Source organism: Marisediminicola sp. LYQ85, assembly GCF_046600695.1.
Taxonomy (GTDB): domain Bacteria; phylum Actinomycetota; class Actinomycetes; order Actinomycetales; family Microbacteriaceae; genus Marisediminicola.
In genome coordinates, this window is the sequence record NZ_JBKIWO010000002.1 from 355219 (window position 1) to 378200 (window position 22982).

19 protein-coding genes are annotated in these 22982 nt (G+C 69.1%); 8 read left to right on the plus strand and 11 right to left on the minus strand.

The annotated features are described in order from the left end of the window. The first annotated feature begins 145 nt into the window (after positions 1-145). From ACLHG5_RS09980 to ACLHG5_RS09995, 4 genes are read left to right on the plus strand one after another with little or no spacing between them, the layout of a single operon-like run. Complete coding sequence (locus ACLHG5_RS09980) at positions 146-886, plus strand: ABC transporter ATP-binding protein (protein ID WP_411316933.1); 741 nt, start codon at positions 146-148, stop codon at positions 884-886. Next, positions 883-1737, plus strand: coding sequence for an ABC transporter permease subunit (locus ACLHG5_RS09985; RefSeq protein WP_411318656.1), 855 nt, complete (start codon positions 883-885; stop codon positions 1735-1737). Before ACLHG5_RS09980 ends, ACLHG5_RS09985 begins: the two co-directional genes overlap by 4 nt. A gap of 53 nt (positions 1738-1790) precedes the next feature. Beyond that, positions 1791-3068 (plus strand): sensor histidine kinase, encoded by a 1278-nt coding sequence (locus ACLHG5_RS09990; protein WP_411318657.1) that lies wholly within the window; start codon positions 1791-1793, stop codon positions 3066-3068. Beyond that, a complete protein-coding gene (locus ACLHG5_RS09995) occupies positions 3065-3730 on the plus strand; it encodes a response regulator (RefSeq protein ID WP_411318658.1) in 666 nt (221 codons plus the stop codon). Before ACLHG5_RS09990 ends, ACLHG5_RS09995 begins: the two co-directional genes overlap by 4 nt. A gap of 38 nt (positions 3731-3768) precedes the next feature. Here ACLHG5_RS09995 and ppk2 read toward each other — a convergent pair whose 3' ends face one another. Next, complete coding sequence (gene ppk2, locus ACLHG5_RS10000; RefSeq protein ID WP_411316929.1) at positions 3769-4605, minus strand: polyphosphate kinase 2; 837 nt, start codon at positions 4603-4605, stop codon at positions 3769-3771. A 192-nt stretch (positions 4606-4797) separates the two neighbouring features. Here ppk2 and ACLHG5_RS10005 point away from each other — a divergent pair, with 192 nt between their 5' ends. Beyond that, complete coding sequence (locus tag ACLHG5_RS10005) at positions 4798-5775, plus strand: diacylglycerol/lipid kinase family protein (RefSeq protein ID WP_411318659.1); 978 nt, start codon at positions 4798-4800, stop codon at positions 5773-5775. 84 nt (positions 5776-5859) lie between these two features. On the opposite strand, the gene ACLHG5_RS10010 is transcribed toward ACLHG5_RS10005, so the two are convergent. After that, complete coding sequence (locus ACLHG5_RS10010; RefSeq protein ID WP_411318660.1) at positions 5860-11253, minus strand: metallophosphoesterase; 5394 nt, start codon at positions 11251-11253, stop codon at positions 5860-5862. A gap of 302 nt (positions 11254-11555) precedes the next feature. On the opposite strand from ACLHG5_RS10010, the gene ACLHG5_RS10015 reads away from it, so the two are divergent. Then, positions 11556-12452 carry a glucose 1-dehydrogenase gene (locus ACLHG5_RS10015; protein WP_411318661.1) on the plus strand — a complete coding sequence of 299 codons (897 nt, stop codon included), beginning with the start codon at positions 11556-11558 and terminating at the stop codon, positions 12450-12452. Between the two features lie 307 nt (positions 12453-12759). Here the strand turns inward: ACLHG5_RS10015 and ACLHG5_RS10020 are convergent, their stop codons facing one another. Continuing rightward, positions 12760-13599, minus strand: coding sequence for a helix-turn-helix transcriptional regulator (locus ACLHG5_RS10020; protein ID WP_411316925.1), 840 nt, complete (start codon positions 13597-13599; stop codon positions 12760-12762). 163 nt (positions 13600-13762) lie between these two features. Here ACLHG5_RS10020 and ACLHG5_RS10025 point away from each other — a divergent pair, with 163 nt between their 5' ends. Next, entirely contained in the window at positions 13763-14707 is a 945-nt protein-coding gene (locus ACLHG5_RS10025) for an SDR family oxidoreductase (RefSeq protein ID WP_411318662.1), read from the plus strand. Positions 14708-14822: 115 nt separating this feature from the next. Here ACLHG5_RS10025 and ACLHG5_RS10030 read toward each other — a convergent pair whose 3' ends face one another. The 8 genes from ACLHG5_RS10030 to ACLHG5_RS10065 all read right to left on the minus strand — a co-directional run bounded on the left by ACLHG5_RS10030 (position 14823) and on the right by ACLHG5_RS10065 (position 22454). Continuing rightward, complete coding sequence (locus ACLHG5_RS10030; RefSeq protein WP_411318663.1) at positions 14823-15953, minus strand: class I SAM-dependent methyltransferase; 1131 nt, start codon at positions 15951-15953, stop codon at positions 14823-14825. Between the two features lie 149 nt (positions 15954-16102). After that, complete coding sequence (locus ACLHG5_RS10035) at positions 16103-16528, minus strand: heat shock protein transcriptional repressor HspR (protein ID WP_411316922.1); 426 nt, start codon at positions 16526-16528, stop codon at positions 16103-16105. Between the two features lie 9 nt (positions 16529-16537). Then, the gene (locus tag ACLHG5_RS10040; protein ID WP_411316921.1) at positions 16538-17530 is read right to left on the minus strand and encodes a DnaJ C-terminal domain-containing protein; all 993 of its coding nucleotides are present in this window, start codon (positions 17528-17530) and stop codon (positions 16538-16540) included. Between the two features lie 8 nt (positions 17531-17538). Then, positions 17539-18246 (minus strand): nucleotide exchange factor GrpE, encoded by a 708-nt coding sequence (locus ACLHG5_RS10045; RefSeq protein ID WP_411318664.1) that lies wholly within the window; start codon positions 18244-18246, stop codon positions 17539-17541. Between the two features lie 6 nt (positions 18247-18252). Continuing rightward, complete coding sequence (dnaK, locus tag ACLHG5_RS10050; protein ID WP_411316919.1) at positions 18253-20130, minus strand: molecular chaperone DnaK; 1878 nt, start codon at positions 20128-20130, stop codon at positions 18253-18255. 121 nt (positions 20131-20251) lie between these two features. Continuing rightward, positions 20252-20734 carry a hypothetical protein gene (locus ACLHG5_RS10055; protein WP_411318665.1) on the minus strand — a complete coding sequence of 161 codons (483 nt, stop codon included), beginning with the start codon at positions 20732-20734 and terminating at the stop codon, positions 20252-20254. A gap of 59 nt (positions 20735-20793) precedes the next feature. Then, positions 20794-21042: a hypothetical protein gene (locus ACLHG5_RS10060; protein WP_411318666.1), complete on the minus strand. Its 249-nt coding sequence runs from the start codon at positions 21040-21042 to the stop codon at positions 20794-20796. Continuing rightward, on the minus strand, positions 21039-22454 hold the full coding sequence (locus ACLHG5_RS10065) for a dihydrolipoyl dehydrogenase family protein (protein WP_411318667.1): 1416 nt from the start codon (positions 22452-22454) through the stop codon (positions 21039-21041). Before ACLHG5_RS10065 ends, ACLHG5_RS10060 begins: the two co-directional genes overlap by 4 nt. 82 nt (positions 22455-22536) lie before the next feature. Here ACLHG5_RS10065 and ACLHG5_RS10070 point away from each other — a divergent pair, with 82 nt between their 5' ends. Beyond that, a complete protein-coding gene (locus ACLHG5_RS10070) occupies positions 22537-22965 on the plus strand; it encodes a MauE/DoxX family redox-associated membrane protein (protein ID WP_411316915.1) in 429 nt (142 codons plus the stop codon). Positions 22966-22982 lie beyond the last annotated feature (17 nt).

Consider the following 22982-nt stretch of genomic DNA (forward strand, 5'->3'; position numbering starts at 1 on the left):
ACACAGCGCTATCGCTGTGAGCGAACCCCGGCTCCGCGAGCGGCACCCGGTACCGGGGTACTGGGCACTCGAGAAGTCGGTACCGGGGTCTGCTGTCGCGCGCGTCGCGGTTCCGTAGCGTCGCCCTCAGACGAAAGGACAGCACATGATCTACGCACGCTCGCTCACGAAACGCTACGGAAAACGCACGGCCGTCGACTCCCTCGACTTCGACGTGCTTCCGGGAAAGGTCACGGGATTCCTCGGGCCGAACGGCGCGGGAAAGTCGACGACGATGAGGATGATCGTGGGGCTCGACCGCCCGACGAGCGGCCGCGTCGAGGTCAACGGACTCCCCTACCGCGAGCACCAGGCGCCGCTGAGGCAGGTCGGGGTGCTGCTCGACGCGAAGGCGGCCCACCCGGGTCGCACGGCATACAAGCACCTGCTCGCGATCGCCGCGACACACGGCATCGGTGCCGCCCGAGTGCACGAGGTCATCGGATTCTCCGGTCTCGATGCGGTCGCGGGCAGAAGGGTCGGCAAGTTCTCGCTCGGGATGGGCCAGCGTCTGGGAATCGCCGCGGCGCTCATCGGCGACCCCGCAACGGTCATCCTCGACGAGCCCATCAACGGCCTCGACCCCGAGGGCGTGCGCTGGGTGCGCACCCTCGTTCGGAGTCTCGCCGCCGAGGGCCGCACGGTCTTGCTCTCCTCTCACCTCATGGCCGAGATGGCGCAGACCGCCGACCACCTCATCGTCATCGGGCGCGGGCGCGTTCTGGCAGACGCGCCGCTCGTCGACGTCGTCGCGCGCAACGCGTCGCTCGAAGACGCCTATCTCGCGCTCACGTCCGACGACGTCGAGTACCACTCGTCGTCTCCCGCGACGGAGGCCACCCGATGAGCGCGACAGTGCTGCGACGCAGTTCGCACATCTCCACCCCCGCGCCCGCGCGATTGCGGCTCTTGCACATCGTCCGCTCGGAGTTCATCAAACTCGCGAGCCTGCGGTCGATCGTGCTCTCGCTCGCCACGATCGTGGTGACCGGCCTCGGAATCAGCCTCGCCCTCGCGCTCACCATGGAGTCGGCGGGCGTGCCGTCTCAACCGAGCGCGGAGTTCCTGCTCTGGACGGTCACGTTCGGGGCGTACATGCTCGGTCAACTCGTCGCCGCGCTCCTCGGCGTGCTCGCGGTGAGCGGCGAGTATTCGGCGGGAACCATCCAGCCGGCGCTCCTCTCGGTGCCGAGCAGGCTCCCGGTGCTCGCCGCGAAAGCCCTCGCCGTCTTCACCGTGTCGACGGGCGCCGGTCTCGTGGCGACGGTCGGGTCGTGGGCGGTCACCTATCCACTCTTCGACGAGCTCGGCCTCGCCGTCGGCCTCGGCGAACCGGGGGTCGCGCTCGCTCTCGCGGGAACAGCCGTCTACCTCGGCCTCGTCTCGGTGTTCGCGCTCGGGGTCGGCACGGCCGTGCGCTCCGCCGCCGGGGGTATCACGATCGTCGTGATGGTGCTCCTCATTCTGCCGGTCGCGGTCGGAATGCTCGGCGGCGCCGTGCAGTGGGTGAGCGACGCGACCCCCTACCTCCTGTCGAACGCGGGCGAGTCGATGACGTTCATCGCCGACACCGCCGCGACGTCCGACCCCGACTGGTCCGGCCCGCTGAGCCCCTCACTCGGCGCACTCGTGGTGTTAGCGTGGAGCGCCATTTCGCTCGCGATCGGCGCGGCGCTGCTTCGGGGGAGAGACGTCTGACACTCGCATCATCGGGATCATCCGGCGGCTCGATCGAGTCGCCGGATGCTTTCGTGGCTCCGCCCCCTCCGGGGTTCGTCGGTCGACTCCTGCGCCGCCTACCGTGGCTCACCGACGCCATCGTCGGCACCGTATACGGCTGCGTCGCCGTGCTGCTCGCCACGATCTCGGCCTTCCCTCCCCTCCGCACTCCACTGTGGTTCACGCTCGCGCTCCTCGCCGGGGGGATCGTCGTTGTCACGTTGCGCCGTCGCTACCCCGTTCCCACCTTCATCGCGGCGCTCGCGCTCTTCGTGCTCTCCGCGCTCGCGGGCACGGGGGCCGAGAGCATCGTCGCGGTCGTGACGATCTTTTCGGTGGGAGCGCTCCGGTCGACCGCCGTCGCGTGGGCGGGCTTCGCGCTCGCGACGGGAGTCGGATGCCTCGCCGCGGTCATCCTCGTGCTGCGGGGCCGTGACGGACTCCCGCTGTGGGAGCCGACCCAGCTCGCCGTGACAGCCGACCCCGTGAACGACTGGTTCAACGCCGCCATCCTCATCCTCGTGCCGTTTCTCGTCGCCGCACTCATGGGGGTCAACGCCGGGCAACGGCGCCGCTACGTCGACACGCTCGTCGACCGCGCGGCCCAGCTCGAGCGCGAGCGCGACCAGCAGGCCGAGATCGCGAGCGCCGCCGAGCGCGAGCGCATCTCGAGGGAGATGCACGACGTGATGGCGCACAGCGTCTCGGTCATGGTCGCGCTCTCCGAGGGGGCGCGCGCGACCGTCACCGAGCGGCCCGCCGAGTCGAGCGAGGTCATGTCTCGCGTGGCCGAGACCGGTCGACGCACCCTCGCCGAACTGCGGCGGCTGCTCGGGGCCGCGCCGGAAGCGGCAGGTTCGACGTCGCCCGCACACTCGCCGCAACCCGACGCGTCGCACGTGCACGACCTGGCCGCCGATTTCCGGCACGCCGGACTGCCCGTCGAGCTCACCGTCGAGGGGACTCCGGCAGCCGACCCCGCTCTCGGACTCACGGTGTTCCGCATCGTGCAGGAGGCACTCACGAATGCCCTGCGGCACGCGGAGGGGGCGACGGAGGTCACCGCGACGATCACCTGGTCGTCAGAGGATGTCACCATCGTCGTGCTCGACGATGCGCCGCACTCCGCGCGCACGAGCCCGGCCGGGGCTTCGGCGGAAGCCCGGCAGACCGCGGCGACGACCGGCCGCGGGCTCGTCGGCATCCGGGAGCGGGTCGCGCTCTACGGCGGCTCGGTCGAATCCGGACCCGCCGAGGGACGAGGGTGGCGGGTCGCCGCGAGGCTGCGCTGGGCGGAGGAGCAACGATGAGCGGCGACATCCGTCTGCTGATCGTCGACGACCAGGAGCTCGTGCGCTACGGGTTCCGGCTCGTGCTCGACGCCGAACCCGACATGACCGTGGTCGGCGAGGCCGCGGAGGGCGGTCACGCTCTCGAGGCCGCGCAGCGATTGCGGCCCGACGTCGTCTTGATGGATGTGCGCATGCCGGGCGTCGGGGGCATCGAAGCCACTCGGCGCATCACGTCCCTTCTGCCCGACACCCGTGTGCTAGTGCTCACGACGTTCGACCTCGACGAGTACGCCTTCGGGGCTCTGCGCGCCGGGGCGTCCGGTTTTCTCCTCAAAGACACCCGACCGGCCGAACTCACCGCCGCGATCCGGGCGGTGAACGCTGGGGACGCCGTGGTCTCCCCGCGCATCACCGCGAAACTCATCGAGGTGGGCACCCCTCACCTCGCGCGCGATCCCGCACCCGCCGCAGCGAGCGCGCTCGACACCCTCACCCCGCGGGAACGCGAGGTGCTGCGTCTCATCGGGCTCGGGGCGACGAACGGCGAGATCGCCTCGACCCTCCACCTGAGCGAGTCCACCGTCAAAGCCCACGTCGGGCGAGTGCTGCTCAAGCAGGGCCTGCGCGACCGCGTGCAAGCCGTGATCCTCGCCTACGAGCTCGGCATCGTCGGGCGCTGAGTCGCCGCGGCTCGAGCGCGACGCCCCGGGCGTCGGGATCAGACCCGGGCGATCCGGCCGGCGTGGTCGGGGACGAACTGGTAGAGCTCGCGGGCGGGTCGGTCGTAGTCGTCGGACGTCGGCCGGTCGGGGATCTCGATGGCCTCGGGCTCGCGGTGCTCGTAGGGGATTTGCGACAGCAAGTGGGCGATCGCGTTGAGGCGCGACGAGCGTTTGTCGTCGCTCTCGATGGTCCACCACGGTGCGGCGGCGTGATCGGTCGCCTCGAACATCGCGTCTTTCGCCCGCGAGTAGTCCTCCCAGCGCGTGATCGAGAGCACATCGGTGTCGGAGAGCTTCCAGCGGCGCATCGGGTCGTCGAGACGCGACCGGAACCGATCCTCCTGAACGTCGTCCGACACGGAGAACCAGTACTTGATCAGGGTTATGCCGTCGTCGACGAGCATCCTCTCGAACTCCGGCGTCTGCGTGAGGAAGAGTCGGTACTGCTCGGGCGTGCAGTAGTCCATGACCTTCTCGACGCCGGCGCGGTTGTACCAGGAGCGGTCCATGAGAACGATCTCGCCCTTCGTCGGCAGGTGCTCGACATACCGCTGGAAGTACCACTGGCCTTTCTCGCGCTCGCTCGGGGTCGGAAGCGCGACCACGCGCGTCGACCTCGGGTTGAGGTACTGAACGATGCGCTTGATCGCCCCACCCTTGCCCGCCGCGTCGCGGCCCTCGAAGATGACGACGACGCGCGCGCCGGTCTCGATGACCCAGCGCTGCATCGCCACGAGCTCGATCTGCAGGCGCTCGAGTTCGGCCTCGTAGACCTTCTTCTTGATGCGCTTGGGAGTCTTGGTGGTGCTCGTGCCCGACTTCTTCTTCGACATCGTTCGCTGTCCTTGCCGCTCCCCGGGGAGCCTCGACGGACGCCGACCCGGCGCACACGCCACACCATACGCGCGCCCAGGCAGATTCTCGCCGGGGTTGCAATGGGTCGTGTGAGCCCCGTGCCCCGCCGCATACTCGTAGTCGCGCCACCCCGGCACTCCGCGGGCGGCATCCGACACGAGGACTCCTACATGACCGACCAGCCCGCGAAGATCGCCGCGATCATCTACAACCCCATCAAGGTCGACCTCGATGCCCTCCGGGAGGCCATCACGACCGAGGCGGATGCCGCGGGCTGGGGCGAGACGCTGTGGTTCGAGACATCCGTCGAAGACGAGGGGCAGGGTGTCTCGCGCGAGGCTCTCGACAAGAAGGTCGACCTCGTGATCGCGGCGGGCGGCGACGGCACCGTTCGCGCGGTCGCCGAAGCCGTGCGCGGCAGCGGCACACCCGTGGCACTGCTCCCGTCGGGCACCGGCAATCTGCTCGCGCGCAACCTCAAACTGACGCTCGACAACATGCCGAACTCGGTGCGCTCCGCCTTCACGGGCGTCGACCGCGCGATCGACCTCGGGGTCATCGACATCGAGCGTGCCGACACCTCACGTGACCGCCACGTCTACGTCGTGATGGCGGGAATGGGCATCGACGCGAAGATGATCGAGAACACCGACGACGACCTCAAGAAGAAGGCCGGATGGGTCGCCTACGTCGACGCGATCGTCAAGTCGCTGCGCGACCCGAACGAACTCCAGATGCGCTTCAAGCTCGACGACGGCCAGACCAAGCGCGCGACCGTGCACACCGTCATGCTCGGCAATTGCGGATCACTGCCCGCCAACGTGCTCCTCATGCCGGACGCCGTCGTGGACGACGGATTGCTCGACCTCCTGCTCATGCGCCCCGGCGGGGTGCTCGGCTGGATCCGCGTCTGGACCAAGATCGTCTGGACCAACGGGGTGCTGCGCCGCACGAAGGCGGGCGAGATGGTCGCCGGCGAGCGCCGCAACGACGGCGACCTGCACTACGAGACCACCAAGCGTTTCGTGGCCCGCCTGTCGCGGCCCGAGGTCATCGAACTCGACGGTGACAGCTTCGGCAAAGCCGTGGCGTTCAAGTCGTGGGTCGAGCCCGGAGCCCTCACCGTGCGAGTGCCCGCCGACGCCTGACGGCGCGTGACCGCGCAACAGGCCGCGCGGTGCAGAGAACGAAGGGGCGCCGGACATCCGGCGCCCCCTCGTCGTTGCGGGGTGTTACTCGATCGCGCCGTCGTGTGAGCGGTTGCGGCGGCGGGCCACGAGCAGGCCACCCCCGAGCACGAGCATGAGCGCGGCGGCGACGATGAGCCCGACGGGCACGGTCGAGCCCGTGAACGCGAGGTCGTCGCGGTCGCCTCCACTGTCGCCGGCTCCGTCGCCCCCGATGACCTCCGACCCGGTGTCGGCCGGTTGGGCGGCGGCCACGATGTCGATCATCGACCACCCGATCACCGCACCGTCGGCATCCTGAACGACGAGGCGATACTCACCCAGGGGCAGATCCGAGGGGATGACCGCGTTGATGAGTCCATCGGTCGAGACGCGAGTCCAGGTTCCGAGGGCCACGTCGCCGGGCTGGAGCCACGCTTGCACCCAGTCGCCCGCGCGGCCCGCGTCCATGCCGATCGTGATCGGGTCGCCCGGTCGAGCCGAGTCGGGAGCGGTGATGCCGCCCTCGAGCGAGTCGTCGAGGTCGTCACCCGGAACCGGCTGCGACGGCACCGTGGGTGCGCCGTCATCCGGAACACCAGGGTCGGTCGGATCGGTCGGATCGGTCGGATCGGTCGGATCGGTCGGGTCGGTCGGATCGGTCGGGTCCGTCGGATCGGTCGGCTCTTCGGTGGCCTCGACGAACGTCACCGAGCGCACCTCGGAATAGGAGGTCGCTCCGTAAGGGTCGCTCGACGACACGAACCAGGAGTGCTCTCCGAGGCCCGGCGCCCAGGTGGCGGTGGGCTCGGAGCCGCTCTCGAGGTCGTCGAACGTCTCGATCGCCTCCGTCGTGAACACGTCGGCACGGAAGGCGTCGGTCGCGAGTTGCTTCACGACGGGCACGATGCCGGCTTGCGCGAACGGGATGTCGAACTCCTGGTGCTCGATGGCGAGCGTCGGGTCGTCGGCGTTGTAGTCCTTCAGGTAGTCGGAGTACGTGCGCACCATGATCTGCTCGGCCTCGGTGTCGAAGTGGAGGAGACGCAGGTAGCCCTCGCCGCCGTTCGGCAGGCCCTGGTAGTCGAAGAGCATCTGCGTGACCGTGCGGTCGTCGACGCCGTCGCCGTCGTCGTCGAACGAATCGAGTCGCGTGAACGCGTCGTGGTAGTGGCCCGAACTCACGAACTTGACGTTCGGATTCGTCGCGATGACCTCGTCGTACATGCGCTGCGGGATCGGGCCGAGGCCACCCGTCGTGAGCATGTACTCGTGCAGGTTGAGGAACGCGGTGCGCTCGGGGTACTGCGCGAGCACCTCGTTGAGCCACTCGATCTGCTCGTCGCCCGGCGCCCACCCCATGTAGATCATGAGGAAGTCGATGCCGCCGGCGGTGATGAGGTCGTAGTGACCGCGGTTGTCGAGGTGACTGCCGCCGTACCAGGGGTTGTCGGCGAACCGTGCCTCGCCGAACCACTGGCTGAACTCGGTGTAATCGTCGGTCTGCTGGTCGACGTCGTGGTTGCCGGCGAGCACGCCGTACGGCAGCCCGGCGGCGTCGAGCGTCGCGTAGGTCGGGTCGGCCCGCAACCACTGCTCGGGATCCTTCGACTGGTCGACGATGTCGCCCGTGTGCGTGACGTACTGCAGGTTGAGGTCGGCCCGCTCGCGCAGGAAGAACTCGTGGATCGAGGTCTGGCGGTCGTAGATGTCGGGGTCGCCGTTGTAGTACTGCGTGTCCGACTCCCACCCGAGTGTGAAGTCGTACGCGGAGCGCACGACGTCGTCGGGGTGGTTGGGCTCGACGACGGTGTCGCGCGTCGACAGGTCGTCGCCCGCGAACCCCTCGGAATGCTGCACGAGCACCGTGATCTCATCGTTCTCGGCGTAGTCGGCCGCGGCGACGAGAGCCTCGAGCGAGAACTCGGTCTCCCCGCCGTCGGTCGTGAGGTGACGGTCGAGTTCGACCCACTCGGCCGCGTCGGGGTCGAGCGCGTAAAGCAGGATCTTGGCCTCGGCGTTGGCCGAGCCATCCCATCGCACTCGCACCGTCGCGTCGTCGGCGCCCGCGGGCACCGCCACGGTGAACAGCTGGTACGGCAGCTTCGCGTCGCTCTCGGCCACGACCGAGTCGTCGTCTTTCGAGCCGAGCTGCGCGACCTCGTCGTCGTCGAGCAGCACGGCGTCTGCTCGGTCGATGTCGAGCGAGTCGGTCGCCGATCCGGTCGCCGCCTCGACGCCGTCGCCGGGGGTCAGCTCGTATCCGCGCCCGAAGGTCACGTCGAGACGGTCCCCGCTCGGGTCGACCGCTCGCGCGGTGAGGTCCACGGACTCCTCATCGGTCTCGAAGCCGTCTTCAGGGCTCATGAGCTCGTTGCCGGGCTCCTCGACGGGCGTCGTGAAGCGGATCTCGCGAGTCGCCTCGTTGCCGGCGAGGTCGGCGGCGGTGAACACCACGACGTGCTCGGCCGCATCGAGCTGCAGCGACGAGGTCGCGTACGGCAACTCGATCTCTTCGCCGTCGAGCGTCGCTGTCACACCGTCGTCGGTGAGCCCGGCCCCCGCGTCGGAGGCGGAACCGTCGATCGTGAACTCCCCCTGATACAGGCGCTCTTCGAGAGCCGTCTCGATGACGGGGGCGGTGTTGTCGACGATCACGTCGGCGCTCGCGCTGCCCTCGGCGGATGTCGCCACGATCGAGTGCGCGCCGTCGCTCACCGCCGTGGTGTCCCACGGGCCCGCGACCGCGGTGAACGCGTCGTCCGGAACCGTGAACGTCGCCTCCACGAAGTCGACCGCGTTGCCGCTGTCGCCGAGCGCGATCGAGGCCGTGGGGCTGTATCCCTCCTCCGGTCGCAGGGTGCGACCGTCGGGGAGGATGAGCCTCATGTTCGAGAGCGAGAAGTTGTCGTTGTTCTCGTCGAGGTCGATCTCGGGGGCGGCCTTGGTGCCCGCGTAGACGCGCACCGAGAACTCCTGACCCGGGTTGACCCTCTCGAGGGGGACGTCGCTCGGCACGGTGACCGTCGCGCCGTAGTAGCCCTCGTCGAAGACCGTGAGGATGTCGCCGGCCTCGCCGTCGTCGACGAGACGCACGCCGTTGCGGAAGTACGCATCCGTCGCGGTCGCCTCGAACGCGAACACGGGGGAGGCTTCGAGCTCGGGCTCCGACGCGAACGGGGCACCGTCGATCGTGAGGCCGAGGGTCGGCGGGTAGACATCGCCCGCGGCCGAGACATCCACCGTGTCGGAGACGTACTGCCCGCTCTCGAGGTTGAGGCGCACGTCGTCGGCAGGCTGCGACGTCGACACCGTGAGCTCACCGGAGTCGCTCACCTGGCTGCCGTCGGAAGCGGTGAGGCGGTAGGTGAAACTCTCCTTGCCCGCCGTGTCGACCGCGGCGACCGAGACGCGGTAGAGGCCGTCGGCCCCCGGAACGAGGTTGCGCGTGCCCATGTCGCCGTCGACGTCGTTCTCGAGCTCGATGGCGACGGTGCGCACCTCGGCGTCGTCGGTCACGGCCGCGACGAACTCGATGGCCTCCCCCGGCTCGAACGTGCTCGGCGTGCGGTTGTCGATGACGGGCGCGACGGTGTCGTCGGGAACATCCTTGAGGGCGAGAGGCACCTGGGTGTCGCTCACGGAACCGGGCGTCGGTGCTCCGACGGATTCGATGATCTGGAGCGTGGGGTCGCCCTCGGTCGAGGCGAAGTGGATGCCCTGGTTCTCGCGGACATCCGTCGCGCCTGCGAGGTTGTAGTAGGCCCGGTTCTGCGAGATCTCGGTGTTGGTGATGATCTCGATGCCGCGCGGGGAGCCGTTGGCCATTCCGCCGACGAAGAGTTCGAGGAGGTCGTCGCCGAGGGTGAGGTCGGTGCCGAACTCGGTGTTGAAGTCACCTGCGGTGAGGGCGTCGTTGCCGCCGTTCTTGACCCACAGAACGATCGTCTCGCCCGCGCCGATCTCGGCGTCGCGCGGAACCGACGGCCACAGCGCGGTCGACGAGTTGGTGAGGTCGGCGAGCGGGTAGAGGTAGCGGATCGTGTAGTCGGCCCACTGCACCGGCGCGTCGCTCGCGTTGTAGACTTCGATGTACTCGTAGCCGTCGCCACTGCCGACGTTGCGCGAGTTGACCATGAGCTCGGTCACGTGCAGGGTCGCGGTGTCGAGATCGGGGTCGGACGGACGCGTGAGGTCGCTCTGCAGGGCGTCGGGGTCGACGACACCGGGGGTCGGTGCCGCGAACGTCGTGACCACCGACATCGAGAGCTCGCCGCGCACGTCGGGTACCGCGTAGTCGTTGCCCGAGCCGCCCGAGTACGACCCCGCCGCGTAATACGACCACCCGACGGTCTCGTCGTTCTCGTCGACGACGCGGATGCCGCGGTCTCCCCCGTTGGCGAAACCGGCCTGGCCGGTCGCACGCACGAGGGTGTAATCGCTCGATCCGCCGTAGAAGGTGCGGAACTGCTCGTCGGTCATCGTCAGCGAGGTGCCGTAGGTGAGCCAGAACACGGTCACGCCGTTCGCCGCGATGACGGTGCCCGCGGGCACGGTCAGCGGCACATCGCGCGAGCGGTCGTTCGAGTCGACGTAGGTGTAGGCGAAGCGGTAGCCGTCGGCCCCCACCACGATGTCGTCACCGGTCGTGTTGGCGACCTCGAAGAACTCGTAGGTGTCGGCCCCCGTATTGTCTGGCTGGATCTCGGTGACCACGAGGGGCCACTCGGCCGCAACGCCCTCGGAGGGTGCCGACGGGTCGGTGGGGTCGGGGGTCGGCTCGGGGTCGGGAGTCGGCTCGGGCTCGGCGGGCACGGCGGGCTCGAGAACGGCCGGGTCGATGGCACCGGGGGTCGGTGCCGTCGTCGCGCGGAACTCGGCATCCGTTCCGGTCGCCGCGACGCCGAAGTTGGCGCCGCGGTTCTCGCCCACCTGCGCCGCCGTGTAGAACGATTCGGTGATCTCGGCGCCGGCGCCGTCGACCGCGCGGATGCCGCGAGCCGACGCGTTGGCCATGCCCGCCTGACCGGTGATGCGCACGATGTCGTAGTCGGTGGCGCCGCCCCCGAATTCGGCGCGGAAGTCGTCTTCGGTGTAGGCGAAGCTGTCGAGGGTGCCGCTGTCGTTCGTGTAACTCAACCAGAACACCGTCGAGGCGCCGGGAGCGATGACCACGCCAGGCTCGAAGTCGAGAAGCGGCTCCGACGCGACACCCGTGTAGCGGAAGCTCACCCCCTCGGCGTCGAGGTCGATCGCGTCGCCCGAGGTGTTGGTCACCTCGAAGAACTCGAAGTTGTCGTCACCGACCGTGTTCGGCACGATCTCGCTGATGAGCAGCGGCGTTGCATCCGCGGGCAGCGGGGCAGCGGTCGCGGCGGTCGCACCGAAAGCGGGTGCTGCGGCGAGAGCGACGATGACGGTGGTTGCGGCGAGGGTGCGGGCCGACCGGGTGGAGCGCATGGTGAAGCTGCTTTCGTTGGGGGGACTCAGCGAAACTAAGCGGCGCTCACGACCAGATGACGACGACGAGGTGAACGGCAGACGGCGAAATCCGCCCCGCGGCGAACCCGGTCTCACTCACCCCCGCGCGTAGGGGCGAACCCGGTCTCACTCACCCCCGCGCGTAGGGGCACTGCGCCGCGAGCGCAACCCCCATGCCTCCCAGCCAGCACGCGGTTAGCGTGGAGAGCGCTCGTGACGAACTCACGGGCCACCCCCAAACGAGAACAGTCCGCCGACGCGCGGACGGGATCGAGCACACCATGGCTACTGACCAATACGCATTCACCAACCCCGCCGAGATGTACAGCGACTTCGAGCCGAGCGCGCAGTACCAAGAGGGCGCCGGCCTCGACGCCAACCTCCGCGACAAGGCCGACCTCGGCGAAGACACCTACCGGGGCACCGGTCGCCTCGAGGGCCGCAAAGCCCTCATCACCGGTGGCGACTCCGGCATCGGTGGCGCCGTCGCGATCGCCTACGCCCGCGAGGGTGCGGATGTCGCGATCTCCTACCTGCCCGAAGAGGAAGAGGATGCCCAGCGCATCGTCTCGCTCATCGAAGCGGCCGGCCGCACCGCCGTCGCCCTTCCCGGCGACATCACCGACGCCGCGTTCAGCCGCGAGCTCGTCGCGACGGCCGTCGAGAAGCTCGGCGGACTCGACATCCTCATCAACAACGCGGGCAAGCAGCAATTCCACGAGGACATCCTCGAGATCAGCGACGACGAGTTCGACGCGACCTTCAAAACCAACATCTACGCGATGTTCTGGATCACGAAGGCGGGGCTCGCGCACCTCAAGCCCGGCTCGACGATCATCAACACGTCGTCGATCCAGGGATACTCGCCGGCACCGCACCTCGTCGACTATGCGACCACCAAGGCCGCGATCAACACGTTCTCGAAGGCGCTCGCGCAGCAGCTCGCACCGAAGGGCATCCGCGTGAACGTCGTCGCACCCGGCCCGATCTGGACTCCGCTCCAGACCGCCGGCGGACAGCCGACCGACCAGCTGCCCGACGCCGGCTCGCAGACGCCGCTCGGCCGCTGGGGCCAGCCCGCCGAACTCGCCCCCGCCTACGTGTTCCTCGCGTCGGGTGAATCGAGCTACGTCGTCGGCGAAACGCTCAACGTCAACGGCGGAATGCCCACCCCGTAATCACCGCCCCACTGGGCATCGCCCCGCCGCAGCACAGCGCGCCGACCTCGGTCGGCCTCTGAACGTGCCAAGCGGAGGAGATCGCACCCGACGACCACCGTCTCCCAGACCGGTGGCCCTGCGGGTCCCGATCCCCTTCGCTTGGCACTTCTGTGTTTGCGGGCGGGGCGGGGTCGGGCGGATGTCGGCACGCCGGCCCGCATCGCGGTCGCGAACGGCTGTTCCGGCGCGCGCGAGACGACACATCGCGACCGCGACCGCGCGAAAACGGGCCTCGTCGCCCGCCGCTCGGTGCTCGGTGCTCGCGTCAGCTGAGCGTGTGCGCCCCGATGACCGAGAGCAACCGGAGCTTCTCCGCGCTCTCGCTGCCGGGAACAGCCGTGTAGATCATGAGCGAGTGCGCGTGCCCGGGGTCGACGAGGCGCTGGCAGTGCAGCTCGAGTGCGCCGACCTCCGGGTGCACGAAGTGTTTGACGTCGTGGGGCCGGATGCCGACCTCGTGCGTGGCCCAGAGCTCCCGAAACTCCGCGCTGCGCTCGAGCAGCAGCTCCGCCAACCGGGCTGCGCGGGATTCGGGGCCCCGAAGCGCCGCGATCTCACGGAGTCCCGACGCATACATCCGACTCAAGAACCGGTGCTCCTCGGGCGCGTAGAAGTTGCGCGCCGACGGGTCGGTGAACCACCGGTAGCCGAGGCTGCGCTCGGGCCCCTGGAGCATCGACTTGTCGCCCGTGAGCGCGGCACCCAGTCGGGACTGCCGCAGCGTCTCGCCGATCTCGGTGACGATCTCCGCCGGGGTGTCGTCGAGTCGATCGAGCACGCGCAGCAGTCCCGGGCTGATGTGCTCCGAGCTCGTGCCGCGCGCCGGCGGGGTGTGCCCCGCGAGGTGGAAGAGGTGGTCTCGCTCCTCATGCGAAAGGTGCAGACCCTGCGCGATGGAGGCGAGCATCTGCTCCGACGGCTGGGGCCCCCGCTCCCGTTCGAGCCTCGCGTAGTAGTCGGTCGACATGTGCGAGAGCACCGCGACCTCCTCCCGGCGCAAACCGGATGTGCGGCGCCGAGACCCGCGCGTCAGCCCGACATCCTCGGGCTGCAGGGCCTCGCGGCGGTGGCGGAGGAACTCGGCGAGTCCCGGGCGGTCGATCACGGCGGTCTCCTTCGTGGCGGGTGAACACATGTCTACCGCGTGCGGGTGGGGGGAGCCACGACCCGCCGATCCCCCTCTCGCGCAGCCACGGATCGGGAGGCCGTGGCTCCTGCGGCCGACACCCGCGACGGTGGAGGAACACACGACATCCGAGGAGAACACCATGGCACGCAGAACATTCGACATCACCATTCCGAACCTCCGGGGCACCCGCGCCCTCGTCACCGGCGCGAGCGACGGGATGGGCGTCATCATCGCTCGGCGCCTCGCCGCGGCCGGGGCGGAGGTCGTCATCCCGGTGCGCAACCGGGCCAAAGGAGACGCGGCGGTCGCCGGCATCCGCTCGGCTGTTCCGCACGCCGAGATCTCGGTTCGCGACCTCGACCTCTCGTCGCTCGAGTCGGTCGAAGCGCTCGGTGCGACGCTCCTCGGCGAGGGTGACCCGATCCACCTGCTCATCAACAACGCGGGCGTCATGACGCCGCCGAGCCGGCAGACGACCGCCGACGGCTTCGAGCTGCAGTTCGGAACCAACCACCTGGGGCACTTCGCCCTCGTCGGCCACCTTCTGCCGCTGCTGCGCGAGGGCCGCGCGCGAGTGACCTCGCAAGTGAGCGTCGCGGCGCGGTCGGGCCGCATCAACTGGGACGACCTCAACTCGGAGCGCGCCTACGACGGCATGAAGGCCTACAGTCAGTCGAAGATCGCGTTCGGCCTGTTCGGGCTCGAACTCGACCGTCGCAGCGAGGCGGGCGGCTGGGGTGTCACGAGCAACCTGTCGCACCCCGGTGTCGCGCCCACCAACCTGCTCGCGGCGCGCCCCGAGATCGGGCGCGGAGGCGACACCCCGCAGGTGCGGGTGATCCGCTGGCTGTCGGCGCGCGGGATCCTCGCCGGAACGCCCGAGACCGCCGGGCACTCGGCACTCATGGCCGCGACCGACCCGAGCGCCAAGCGCGGTGTGCTCTACGGTCCGAGCGGACTCGGAAACACGAGTGGCGCGCCGGCGGAGCAGCGGATGTACGCGCCCCTGCGCAGCGCCGACGACGCCGCCCGCCTCTGGCAGGTCTCGCAGCAACTCACGAGGGTCGCGCTGCCGGCCGTGTGACCCCGCGCACCCCGCCGGCCCCGCCGCACCCCGCCCCGCCAAAGTACGCAGTTTCCGCGAGGGTGCGCCGGATCCCGCGCACCCTCGCGGAAACTGCGTTCTCTCGGGGTGGCGGTTAGGCCCGGGTCGAGACCGTCACGGTGAACTTGGCGTTGCGGCCCGCCTGCCTCGTGGGCCCGACCGTGCGGGTGAGCGCTGCACGGTAGGCGAGGTGCGAGTTGAACACCGTCCACAGTTCGCCGCCCGGTTTGAGCACGCGCGCCGCCTCCTCGAAGAGGCTCCCCGCGAGCCCGGAGTGCACGGTCGCCCCGGTGTGGAACGGCGGGTTGAGCAGCACGAGGTCGGCGCAGCCATCCGGCTGCTTCGACAATCCGACGTCGCGCTCGACCGTGAGCGCGATGCCGTTCGCCTCAGCCGTAGCGCGGGCGGATGCCACGGCCGCGGCCGATTCGTCGGATGCGAGCACCGCGACCCGCGGGTTCGTTCGCGCGAGAACGCACGCGAGGATGCCGGTGCCGCACCCGAGGTCGACGGCGGTCGCGGCATCCGCTCTCATCTCGGGCAGGAAGCTCAGCAGGTAGCGCGTGCCGATGTCGACCTTGGTGCCCGCGAAGACGGCGCCGTGCGCGCACACGGTGAGGTCGAGGTCGGCGTGATGCTCCCGTCGGGGAAACGCTCGAGCATCGCCCGCCTCCTCGGCGCGCGGTCCGCGCGCGGTGATCACGCGGGACTTCTGCCTCCCCAGGGAGGCGCGCACGTCGCCGAAATGCTTAGCGAGCACCTCGTTCATGGCCATCGACATGTGTTTGAGACGCCCGCCGCCGACGAACACGACGTCGGGGTCGGCGTGCCGGGCGACCGCCGCGGCGATCTCGTCGAGCGCGTCGAGGCTGCGCGGCAACTGCGCGAGAACGACTCGGGCTCCGGCCAGCAGTGACGCGTCGAGCGGATGGTGCGTGAACGACTCGATGCCCTGGTCGGCCGCATTGAGCGCGAGCGCCCGCTCCCCCGTGAGCGGATCCTGGTGCACGCGCACGTCGAGCGCCCCGTGCACGGCGATCGCGCCGAGGGTGAGCGCGCCGTAGTGGTCGCCGATCACGACCATTCCGCGCGGTCCGGCGGCCGCGACATCCGCTGCAGCCTCGTCGAGGATGAGCCGGTCGCTCGCGTCGACGGCGAAGAGGTTGTCTGCTTCGACGTCGGGGCGTCGGCGCAAGGCGTCGAAGGAGAACGGGGATTCGGGCACAGTCGAGGGTACCCGCGACACGGGCGCGGATCGCGGTCGCAGACGGTCCTTCAACGATGGGCGGCGCAGCGTTTTGCGACCGCGATGCGCCGAGTTGCCGGATGCGCGCACGCGCGCCCGCCGGCCCGCGCCCGCCCTCGCAAACAGACCTACTCCTCGAGCTCCCGCCACCGCGGCCGCCACACGACCACTTCGGTGCTGCGCTGGGCGCGTGTGCCGGCGCGCAGCGAGATGACGTCGCCCGATTCCCGCGCCGCGAACACGCGTCGCCCCGGCCGGTTGAGCATCTCGTCGGCGAGCGCAGACTCGAGTTGGCGCACGCGCCCCGAGAGCTCGGTCACCTGGTTCTCGAGCTCGAGGATGCGGCGGATGCCTTCGAGGTTGAGCCCTTCGGCGCTCAGCCGGCCGACTTCGCGCAACTGTTCGACGTCACGCATCGAGTAGCGCCGCGACTTGCCGGCAGTGCGGTCGGGGCTGACGAGCCCGAGTCGGTCGTACTGCCGCAGCGTCTGCGGGTGCATTCCGGCGAGCTCGGCTGCCATCGCTATCGCGAAGATCGGCGTGTGCTCGTTCATGCGCGCCCGTTATCCCTTCGCGCGATCCAGCAGGTCGAGCCGCGGGTTCTCGTCGGGCAGTTCTGCGGCGAAGGCTTCGAGCGCTTTCTCCGCCGCGGGGCTGAGCCTCGACGGCACCGCGACGAGCACGGTCGCGAGCAGGTCGCCCGTGCCCTTGGATGTCTCGACGCCGCGCCCTTTGACGCGCAGTACGCGCCCGCTCGGCGTTCCGGGTGCCACGCGCAGTCGCACGGGCTCTCCGCCGAGTGTCGGCACCTCGATCGTCGCGCCGAGTGTGGCCTCCATGAAGGTCACGGGAACGTCGACGCGCAGGTTGATTCCGTCGCGCTCGAACACCGGATGCCTGCGAACGGCGACGGTGAGCACGAGGTCTCCCGCGGCACCACCGTCGATGCTCTGCTCGCCTTTGCCGCGAAGACGGATCTTCTGGCCGTCGGCGACGCCCGCAGGGATCTTGACGCTGAGAGGACGCCCTTCCGACGGCTGCAGCCGGATGGTGTCGCCTTTGATAGCGGTGATGAAGTCGAGCGTCGTCGACGCGGTGTAGTCGCGCCCTTTCGAGGGGGCACCCGAGCCACGGAACCCGCCGGTCGACTGCCCGAAGCCTCCGCCACCGAACATCCCACCGAAGAGGTCTTCGAATCCGGCGCCCTGCTGGGAGTAGGTGGTGCGCTGGTTCGCGCCGCCACCTCCCCCGCCGAACATCCCGCCGAAGACGTCGTCGAATCCGCCAGGCTGACCGCCCGCGGCGAAGCGCGCCCGACCGGCACCCATTGCTCGCATCTGGTCGTACTCCGAGCGCTGCTCGGGGTCGCTCAGCACCGCGTTGGCTTCGCTGATCTCTTTGAAGCGCGCCTCGGCCGCAGCGTCACCCGGGTTGGCGTCGGGGTGATACTTGCGAGCGAGTTTGCGGTAGGCCTTCTTGAGGTCGGCCGGGGTCGCGTCTTTCGCGACCCCGAGCACGGCGTAGAAGTCCTTGTCGAACCAATCCTGGCTGGCCATCCGGGGCCCTACTCTGCAGGAACGTGGACAGCGACCTTGGCGGCGCGGATGAGGCGGTCGCCGAGGGCGTAGCCCGGTTCGATCACGTCGGCGACCGTGTTGGTCGTGACGTCGGGCGACGGCAGCTGCACGAGGGCCTCGTGGAAGTTGGGGTCGAACGGTTCGCCCTTGACCCCCACCGACCGCAAGCCGTATTTCTCGAACCCGCCGCGCAGTTTCTGCGCGACGAGGGCGAGGGGTGACCCCTCGAGGTCGCCGTGCGTTTCGGCGCGCGTGAGGTCGTCCATCGCCGGAAGCAGCGTGCGGATGACTTCGGCGATGACCGCGTCGCGGTTGGCTGCGCGGTCGCGCTCGACCCGGTTGCGGAAGTTCACGAGCTCGGCTTGCGCGCGCAACATGTCGGTGCGCATGTCGGCCACGAGGTCGCGTTCGGCGTCGTCGAGCATCGCTTGGTCGGCTTCGCTCAGCGGCACCGCTCCGGCCGGCGGCGCGTCGTCGAGGGATGTCTCGACGTCGGCGTCTTCGGCCTGGATGAGGTCCTCGGCGCCGCCGTCGATGTCAGCCGTGTCGCCGTCTTCCGACGGAACGCCCGTCGACTCGGCGTCGGCTGCACCGCCCGAGGCGGGCGAGGAACGAACCTCGCCCGTCTCAGGGTCGATCCGGCGGTTGTCGCGCACGACGGGCTCGTCGCCCGCTTCGTTCGGAGTGTCTGCCATGGTGTCTTATTTCTTGGTGTCGTCGGTCGGCTCGTCGTCGACAACCTCGGCGTCGACGATGTCTTCGTCGTTGCTGTCGGTGCTGTCGCCGGTGGGGGCGTCGGTCGGGGCGCCCTCGGCGCCTTCGGATGCCTGCGACTGGGCGTAGATCGCCTGGCCGAGTTTCTGCTGCGACTCGTTGAGCTTGTCGAACGCGGTCTTCACGGCTGCGTCGTCGTCGCCGGCGAGCGCGGTCTTGAGGGCGTCGACGTCGGCCTGGACCTCGGTCTTGACGTCTTCGGGCAACTTGTCTTCGTTGTCCTTGATGAGCTTGTCGGTCGAGTAGGCGAGCTGCTCGGAGGTGTTGCGGATCTCCGCGGCCTCACGGCGCTGCTTGTCTTCGGCGGCGTGCTCTTCGGCTTCGCGCACCATGCGCTCGATGTCTTCCTTCGGCAGCGACGAGCCACCGGTGATCGTCATCGACTGCTCCTTGCCCGTGCCCTTGTCTTTCGCAGACACGTGCACGATGCCGTTGGCGTCGATGTCGAAGGTGACCTCGACCTGCGGGATGCCGCGCGGCGCCGGGGCGATGCCCTGGAGCTCGAAGGTTCCGAGGTTCTTGTTGTCGCGAGTGAACTCGCGCTCACCCTGGAACACCTGGATCGCGACCGACGGCTGGTTGTCGTCGGCGGTCGTGAAGGTCTCGCTGCGCTTGGTCGGGATGGCGGTGTTGCGCTCGATGAGCTTCGTCATGATGCCACCCTTGGTCTCGATTCCGAGGCTCAGGGGGGTCACGTCGATGAGCAGAACGTCTTTGCGCTCACCCTTCAGCACGCCGGCCTGGAGTGCGGCACCCACGGCGACGACCTCGTCGGGGTTCACACCCTTGTTGGCGTCCTTGCCGCCGAGGAGCTTCTTGACGAGCTCGGCCACGGCGGGCATACGGGTCGATCCGCCGACGAGAACCACGTGGGCGACGTCGTTGACCGAAACGCCGGCCTCCTTGATGACGTCGTTGAAGGGCTTCTTCGTGCGGTCGAGCAGGTCGGCCGTGAGCTCTTCGAACTTGGCACGCGAGAGGGTCTCGTCGAGGTTGGCGGGGCCGTTCTCGGTGAGCGAGAGGTAGGGAAGCTGGATGCTCGTGCTCATGTTCGAGCTGAGTTCCTTCTTCGCCTGCTCCGCAGCCTCTTTGAGGCGCTGCTTCGCGATCTTGTCGCCCGAGACGTCGACACCGGTCGAGTCCTTGAAGCGCTTGATCAGGTAGTCGACGACGCGCTGGTCCCAGTCGTCTCCACCGAGGCGGTTGTCACCGGAGGTGGAGCGCACCTGGATGGTCGAGAAGTCGTCGTCTTTGCCCACTTCGAGCAGGCTCACGTCGAACGTTCCGCCACCGAGGTCGAAGACGAGGATGAGCTCGTCTTCTTTACCCTTGTCGAGGCCGTAGGCGAGAGCCGCGGCGGTGGGCTCGTTGATGATGCGCAGCACGTTGAGACCGGCGACCTCACCGGCATCCTTCGTGGCCTGGCGCTCGGCGTCGTTGAAGTAGGCGGGAACCGTGATGACCGCGTCGGTCACGGGCTCACCGAGATACTGCTCGGCGTCGCGCTTGAGCTTGGCGAGGATGCGGGCCGAGATCTCCTGAGGCGTGTAGTTCTTGCCGTCGATTCCGGTGGTCCAGTCGGTGCCCATGTGGCGCTTGACGCTCGAGATGGTGCGGTCGACGTTGGTGACGGCCTGGCGCTTCGCGGTCTCGCCGACGAGCACCTCGCCGTCTTTCGTGAAGGCGACGACCGACGGGGTCGTGCGGAGGCCTTCGGCGTTGGCGATGACGGTGGGTTCTCCACCTTCGAGAACCGAGACCACGCTGTTGGTGGTTCCGAGGTCGATTCCTACTGCTCGAGCCATGTGCTCAGTGCTCCTTCTCAAAAACGTGTCGAGACCCGGTACTTGAGCCTCGTTGGGTCAAGTCTGCGATCTGAGTCGGGTCGTGTCAAGTTGAGTCGGCGCAAACTTGAGTCAGTCAGGCTCAACTCTCAGTTTCGGCCGGAGATATCGACAAGTATTCGGCTCGCCACTCGATGCGGAACTCGGCATTCGATAGTTCGAGTCCCGACTCACTGATCGCGTCGGGCTTCGCGCACGTCCACGAATAGCCGGATTCCCCTTCGCTCGTTTCGAGAATCAGGCAGTACCGCTCGCCCCGGCCCTTCGCCATCCACGCCTCGTCGACATAATCCATAGTGTCAAGCGCTCGGGTTGACTCCGGATCGATCAACGGCAGCTCGGCGCCGAGCTCGTCCGCCGGCATTTGCTGGCCCTCGAACCAGAGATCGAAGCTGTCCTCCACGGAGGTGGCACTGTTTCCGGCGATCTCGGATGTCGCATCCTCGGCTGACTGGTCCGCGAAACCCGCCGCCACGAGAGAGCCACTCGCCGCGAGCTCAGGAGGGTGCCCACGGCCATAGGCAACGCGTTCGAGCTGCTCGTCACTGCCGGTATCGAAGTCCATCGACCGTGAGTCTTGCAGTGCCCGTCGCGGATGCGCAGCCGACCCGCCCTCCTGCCCGATCACCTTCCCCGAGGTCTGTTGAGCACGATCCCCCCGGCGATGAGGATGCACACCCCCACGAACATCACGACCAGCGCGCCCTCCATCACCGCGGCATCGGCGGGAAGCATCGCGCACTCTGCCGGCACGTCGCCGTAGGGGCACGTGCGCCACGGTTGAAAAAAGAAGACGACGGCAGTGATGAGGCCGACCATCGTGACGACGCCGCCGCCGGCAAGAAGGCCGACACCGATTCCTCTGCGAGTCACGACGTCGACCTCACGCCCCCGCGCGATCCCGCGTGGATGCGCGCCGCCTTCCACACCCCGTCGGAATACGTGGGATACGGATGCGTGGCGCTCGCGAGATCCGCCGTCGTCACGCCGAGGCGCACCGCGAGACACGCCTCCCCGAGCGACTCCCCCGCCCGGGGCCCCACGATGGTCGCGCCGCGGACGCGCCCCGACCCGTCGACGACAATCGAGGTGTAGCCGCCGACATCCGCCTCGCACACCGCCCGGTCGAGGTCGCGGTGGTCGACCGTGACCACGTCGAAGCCGTGCGTTTCGGCGTCGTCGCACCGGATGCCCACGGCCGCGACCTCAGGCCTCGTGAACGTGACGCGCGGCACGACACCGTGCGCGTTCGACCGCCGCTCGCCTGTCGCCGCGTTCGCGGCCGCCACCCGACCGTCGACGTTGGCGATGTGCGTCAGTTGCGGCCGACCCGTGACGTCGCCGGCAGCCCAGATCGCCGGGTTCGTGGTGCGCATCGTGTCGTCGACGCGCACGAAGCCGCGGCTGTCGAGCTCGACCCCCACGACCTCCAGACCGAGCGCCGCCGTGTTCGGGGCACGGCCCACCGCCACGAGGATGCGGTCGGCCGTGACGGCCTCGACGGCGGCCGCACCGGAGTCGCCGATCTCGAGCGTCACCGTCGCGCCGTCGACATCCGTCACGGTGGTCGCGAGCCGCACATCGACACCGTCTGCGGCGAGCGCTGCGCGCACGATCTCGGCCGCGCGGGCGTCGTCTCTCGGCAGCAGACGGTCGCCGCGGTGGACCAGCGTGACGGCCGACCCGAGCCTGGCCATCGCCCCGGCGAGCTCGCATCCGACAGCCCCGCCGCCGATCACCAGCAGGCGCTCGGGGAGCTCGGTGAGCGACCAGAACGACTCGCTTGTGAGCACGACATCGTCGTCGTCTGCGTCAGCGTCAGCGCGATCGGTCAGACCGGGGAGCGCGGCGGGCGACGCTCCCGTCGCGATGATGGCGCGCGCGAATCGGATGCGAGCGCCCTCGACCTCGAGTTCGCCCGGCCCCGTGAAGCGTGCTCGGCCCTCCATCACCACGACCCCCGCGCGCTCGAGCGACTCCCGCGAGTCGTCGGGCTCGATGAGGGCGATGGCCTGGCGCACGTGCCCCATGACTTTTGCGAAGTCGATGACGACCTCGGGGCTCCGAACACCGAGCGCCGCGGATGTGCGCGCGGTCGCTGCCGCGAGTGATGCGGCGATGAGCGCTTTCGACGGCACGCATCCGGTGTTGAGGCAGTCGCCCCCGAGCCTGTGCGCCTCGACGAGCAGCACCCGTCGCCCCTCGGCGGCGGCCGCGCGGCTCGCCACGAGCCCCGCCGTCCCCCCGCCGAGCACGACCAGATCCCACGGTTCCGTTGCATCCATAGGCCGAGGCTATGCGCTCGCAGTGCTCACATCGCGTTCCGCACGGGGGTGCCTACTATGGGCGGGACCCCCAAGGAGACAAATGGCACTCGACCGCCGCACGTCCGCTTCACCGGGGCGCACCACCGCCCGCATCGCGCTCGGCACGATTCTGGTGTTCGCCGGGGTGAGCCACCTCACGTTCGCTCGAGACGACTTCCGCGCCCAGGTGCCGGAGTTCGTTCCGCTGCCCGAAGACACCACGGTCGTGCTGTCGGGCGTGGCCGAGATCTCGCTCGGGTCAGCCCTCCTGTTCGCGCCGATCTCGCTGCGCGCGAAGGTCGGCCTCGTCGCCGCCGCGTTCTTCACCGCCATTTTTCCGGGCAACATCGCTCAAGCCGTGCACCGTCGCCCCGCGTTCGGTCTCGACACCGACCGCAAGCGCATCGGCCGGCTCTTCGGCCAGCCGCTGCTCATCGCGTGGGCCCTCTGGTCGACCGGCGCGTTGCTCCGACGCGGGTCGCGCGGCTGATCGCCGCTCCTTCTCGG

Bases quoted from the DNA above. Each gene is read 5' to 3' on its own strand.
- ACLHG5_RS10005 (WP_411318659.1), top strand. From the start codon at position 4,798: ATGACCGACCAGCCCGCGAAGATCGCCGCGATCATCTACAACCCCATC.
- ACLHG5_RS10035 (WP_411316922.1), bottom strand. From the start codon at position 16,528: ATGAACGAGCACACGCCGATCTTCGCGATAGCGATGGCAGCCGAGCTC.
- ACLHG5_RS10010 (WP_411318660.1), bottom strand. From the start codon at position 11,253: ATGCGCTCCACCCGGTCGGCCCGCACCCTCGCCGCAACCACCGTCATC.
- ACLHG5_RS10015 (WP_411318661.1), top strand. From the start codon at position 11,556: ATGGCTACTGACCAATACGCATTCACCAACCCCGCCGAGATGTACAGC.
- ACLHG5_RS10040 (WP_411316921.1), bottom strand. From the start codon at position 17,530: ATGGCCAGCCAGGATTGGTTCGACAAGGACTTCTACGCCGTGCTCGGG.
- ACLHG5_RS10055 (WP_411318665.1), bottom strand. From the start codon at position 20,734: ATGGACTTCGATACCGGCAGTGACGAGCAGCTCGAACGCGTTGCCTAT.
- ACLHG5_RS09980 (WP_411316933.1), top strand. From the start codon at position 146: ATGATCTACGCACGCTCGCTCACGAAACGCTACGGAAAACGCACGGCC.
- ppk2 (WP_411316929.1), bottom strand. From the start codon at position 4,605: ATGTCGAAGAAGAAGTCGGGCACGAGCACCACCAAGACTCCCAAGCGC.
- ACLHG5_RS10045 (WP_411318664.1), bottom strand. From the start codon at position 18,246: ATGGCAGACACTCCGAACGAAGCGGGCGACGAGCCCGTCGTGCGCGAC.
- ACLHG5_RS10070 (WP_411316915.1), top strand. From the start codon at position 22,537: ATGGCACTCGACCGCCGCACGTCCGCTTCACCGGGGCGCACCACCGCC.
- ACLHG5_RS09995 (WP_411318658.1), top strand. From the start codon at position 3,065: ATGAGCGGCGACATCCGTCTGCTGATCGTCGACGACCAGGAGCTCGTG.
- dnaK (WP_411316919.1), bottom strand. From the start codon at position 20,130: ATGGCTCGAGCAGTAGGAATCGACCTCGGAACCACCAACAGCGTGGTC.
- ACLHG5_RS09985 (WP_411318656.1), top strand. From the start codon at position 883: ATGAGCGCGACAGTGCTGCGACGCAGTTCGCACATCTCCACCCCCGCG.
- ACLHG5_RS10065 (WP_411318667.1), bottom strand. From the start codon at position 22,454: ATGGATGCAACGGAACCGTGGGATCTGGTCGTGCTCGGCGGGGGGACG.
- ACLHG5_RS10025 (WP_411318662.1), top strand. From the start codon at position 13,763: ATGGCACGCAGAACATTCGACATCACCATTCCGAACCTCCGGGGCACC.